3 protein-coding genes are annotated in these 3,587 nt (G+C 66.6%); all 3 read right to left on the bottom strand.

Annotation, left to right across the window (positions count from 1 at the left end):
* Positions 1-1,350, bottom strand: a 1,350-nt coding sequence (gene bchB, locus LL06_RS20925; protein ID WP_035531371.1) for a ferredoxin:protochlorophyllide reductase (ATP-dependent) subunit B, incomplete at its 3' end; no start/stop codon positions are given.
* Positions 1,351-1,353: 3 nt separating this feature from the next.
* Positions 1,354-2,661: a ferredoxin:protochlorophyllide reductase (ATP-dependent) subunit N gene (locus tag LL06_RS20920; RefSeq protein WP_035531369.1), complete on the bottom strand. Its 1,308-nt coding sequence runs from the start codon at positions 2,659-2,661 to the stop codon at positions 1,354-1,356.
* The gene (gene bchF, locus LL06_RS20915) at positions 2,658-3,167 is read right to left on the bottom strand and encodes a 2-vinyl bacteriochlorophyllide hydratase (RefSeq protein WP_035531368.1); all 510 of its coding nucleotides are present in this window, start codon (positions 3,165-3,167) and stop codon (positions 2,658-2,660) included. Before bchF ends, LL06_RS20920 begins: the two co-directional genes overlap by 4 nt.
* Positions 3,168-3,587 lie beyond the last annotated feature (420 nt).

Here is a 3,587-nt window from a genome sequence, read left to right as displayed (position 1 = left end):
CGTATCGGCCGCCCCGCCATGGCCATGGCCCAGATGCGAGGAGCCGGCGTCGTCGTGGAATTCGAAATCGCCGCGGAACATCTGCAACAGGTGCTCCTCGAGCCCCATCATCAGCGGGTGCACCCAGCTGTCGAAAATGACATTGGCGCCCTCGAAGCCCATCTGCGGCGAGTAGCGGGCCGGAAAGTCCTGCACATGCACCGGGCTCGAGATCACCGCGCAGGGGATCCTGAGCCGCTTGGCGGCATGGCGCTCCATCTGCGTGCCCAGAACCAGTTCCGGCTGGGCGGCGATGATGGCGTCCTCGACATCGAGGTGATTGTCGGAAATCAGCGGCTCGACGCCGTATTTTGCGGCGGCCTCGCGCACGTCGCGGGCGAATTCGCGGGAATAGGTGCCGAGCCCGCAGACCTTGAAGCCCAGCTCCTCCGATGCGATCCGTGCTGCGGCGACCGCATGGGTGGCGTCGCCGAAGATGAACACGCGCTTGCCGGTGAGGTAGTTCGAATCGATCGAGCGGGAGTACCAGGACAGCCGCTCCGCGCCGTCGGCGGTCAGGCTCGCAGGCACCTCGACGCCGGCCACGCCGGCCACGGCGGCGATGAAATCCTGCGTCGCGCCCACGCCGATGGGCGCGATCGCCACCATTTCCTGGCCGAACTGGCGCTTGAGCCAGCGCGCGGCGTTGTCGGCGATTTCGGGATAGAGCACGATGTTGAAATGGGCCTGCGGAATGCGCGCGAGGTCGGCGGGCGAGGCGCCAAGCGGGGCAACCGTGTTGATGCGGATGCCGAGCGCCTCGACGATCCTGGTGATCTCGATGATGTCGTCGCGGTTGCGGAAGCCGAGCGAGGAGGGGCCGAGGATGTTGCAGCTTGCCCGCTCGGGCGCCACATCCGGCTTGCCCGCGCCGCCGGCAAACGCCCGCACCAGCCGGTAGAAGGTCTCGGCCGCGCCCCAGTTTTCCTTCTTCTGGTAGGAGGGCAGTTCGAGCGCCACCACCGGCACGCTCAGCCCCAGCGCCTTGGCGAGCCCGCCGGGATCGTCCTGGATCAGTTCCGCCGTGCAGGAGGCCCCGACCAGCAGCGCCTGCGGCTTGAACCGCTCGACCGCCTCGCGCGCGGCGATCTTGAAGATCTCGGCGGTGTCGCCCGACAGGTCGCGCGCCTGGAACGTGGTGTAAGTCACCGGCGGGCGCTTGCGGTTGCGCTCGATCATGGTGAACAAGAGGTCGGCATAGGTGTCGCCCTGCGGCGCGTGCAGCACGAAATGCACATCGCGCATCGAATTGGCGATGCGGATGGCGCCGACATGGGGCGGTCCTTCATAGGTCCAGACGGTCAGTTCCATGGCCTATGCCCCCACTTTCAGGAGCGACCGGCGCATCAGCGGCCGGGCGATCAGTTCGGCCAGGTCGCCCGCCTGCTCGTAGCCCTGGATCGGCGTGAAGACGAACTCGATCGACCATTTCGTCGACCGGCCCTGCGCCTCGAACGGATTGCCGAGGCCCATGCCGCAGATGATCAGGTCCGGATTGTCGCTTTCGACCCGGTCGATCTGCTTGTCGACGTCCTGGCCTTCGCTGACGCGCACGCTCTCGGGCAGCATCGCCAGTTCGGCGCCGACGACCTCGCGGTTGAGATAGGGCGTGCCGATCTCGACGATGGAGGTGGCAAGTTCCCGCGACAGAAAGCGGGCCAGCGACGGCTCGAGCTGCGAATCGGGGAACAGGAACACGGACTTGCCTTCAAGCACCGGCCGGTAGCGTTCCACCGCGCGGCGGGCGCGGTCGCGGCCGGGCGCGGTGATGGCGTCGAAGCGCGCCTCGGCCACGCCGAACGACCCGGCGATGGCGCGGTACCAGGCGGTGGAGCCTTCCTCGCCGAGCGGGAAGGGGGCCGAGATGCGCTGGGCGCCGCGGCGCTCGAGCGCCTGGGCGCAGGCGCCGACCCAGGGCTGGGCCAGGATGAAACGTGTGTTGGGTCCGACCGGCGGCAGCGTGGTCGAGGAGCGCGAGGGCAGGAACCGGACCGGGCCGATGCCAAGTCCAGTGAAAACGCGCATCATCTGGTCCTCGACCACGTCGCCGAGCGCGCCGACGACGACCAGCGACGCGGCCGCATCCGCGGCTTCGGCGGGCATGTCGGCCACCAGCGCCGCCAGGAAATTGTCCTCTCCTTGCGTGAAGGTGGTCTCGATGCCGCTGCCGGAATAGGCCATCACCCGGCAGGCCGGCGAATGGGCGCCGTTGAGACGGTTTGCCGCGCGCGGCAGGTCGAGCTTGATGACTTCCGACGGGCAGGAGCCGACCAGCACCAGCAGCTTGATGTCGGGCCGGCGGGTGAGCAGCCGCTCCACCACCTTGTCGAGCTCCTCGTTCATGTCGGCCATGCCGGCCAGGTCGCGCTCGTCGATGATGGCGGTGGCGAATCGCGGCTCAGCGAAGATCATCACGCCCGCGGCCGACTGCATCAGGTGGGCGCAGGTGCGCGATCCGACGATCAGGAAGAAGGCGTCCTGCATCTTGCGGTGCAGCCACATGATCGAGGTCAGGCCGCAGAACACCTCGTGCTGGCCGCGCTGCTTGAGCACGTCGCGGCGCTCGGCCGTCTCGGGCGCGCAGGTCTGGGCGGGCACGGGGGCGGAATAGACCACGGTCATGCCATTGCCTCCGTCGAGCCCTTTGTGGACGGGGCGCTGATGCGGGCCAGCCTGAACTTGTAGAGAAACTGCCCGGCATTGATGACGTAGGAGACATAGGCCGCGACCGCGAGCGCGATCAGTTGCGCGTCGCCGAGCAGGCCGCCCCACAGCGCCACCAGATAGCCGGTGTGCAGAGCCAGCACCAGCATCGACACCATGTCCTCCCAGAAGAAGGGCCGCGCGAACAGATAGGCGCCGAACACGTCCTTTTCCCAGATCGAGCCGGTGATCATGATCGCGTAGAGCGTCAGCGTCTTGGCCACCACGGAGACATGCGCGGCCATCAGCCAGGCGCCGGTCATCCACCAGTGGATGATAAGACCGACAGAGATCGCGAAGACGAGGAACTGGATCGGCGCCAGGATCCCCTGCACCAGCGTCCACACCGAATTATCGCGGCGGATGCGCTCTTCGGCGGTATAGAGTCCGGCAGGGGCGTCGCCGGGCGAAACATGCGCGTTCATGTGGCTCCATCCCTCTCCGCTAGAAACCCTGATGGAGGAAGGTTAGTCACAGAATTTGAAAGTGTCAATTTCAATTGACGTCATATCAGGTTTACAAACGGATTAATTCGTACCATTCTTGTATCTGCCATGACGGGAGTATCTCCATGACGGAGAGGTGGCTGGACTGACTCGGGGGGACGCCATGTCGCAGTGGCCGCACCACCCCGGACAGCCTCCGCGAACAGCCTGCGTGGGAGCCGCGGATCGGAGCGGCCAGAAAGGCATCGGGGTCATGACAACAGATCCGGAAATGCGCGGTACCGGCGGCGGCTCCAACGGATCGGCCGGGCTCCCGCACTCCGCCTCATGCGACAGGACCCTTCACACCGCAATCGAGCGGGTGGTCGTCAAGACCTGCTTCAAGACGGCGTCGGCGAC

Origin of the sequence: Hoeflea sp. BAL378, from assembly GCF_000759435.1 — a bacterium.
Classification (GTDB): domain Bacteria; phylum Pseudomonadota; class Alphaproteobacteria; order Rhizobiales; family Rhizobiaceae; genus Hoeflea.
The sequence above is the reverse complement of the archived record's forward strand: the minus strand, read 5'-3'. Positions and strand labels throughout refer to the sequence as shown.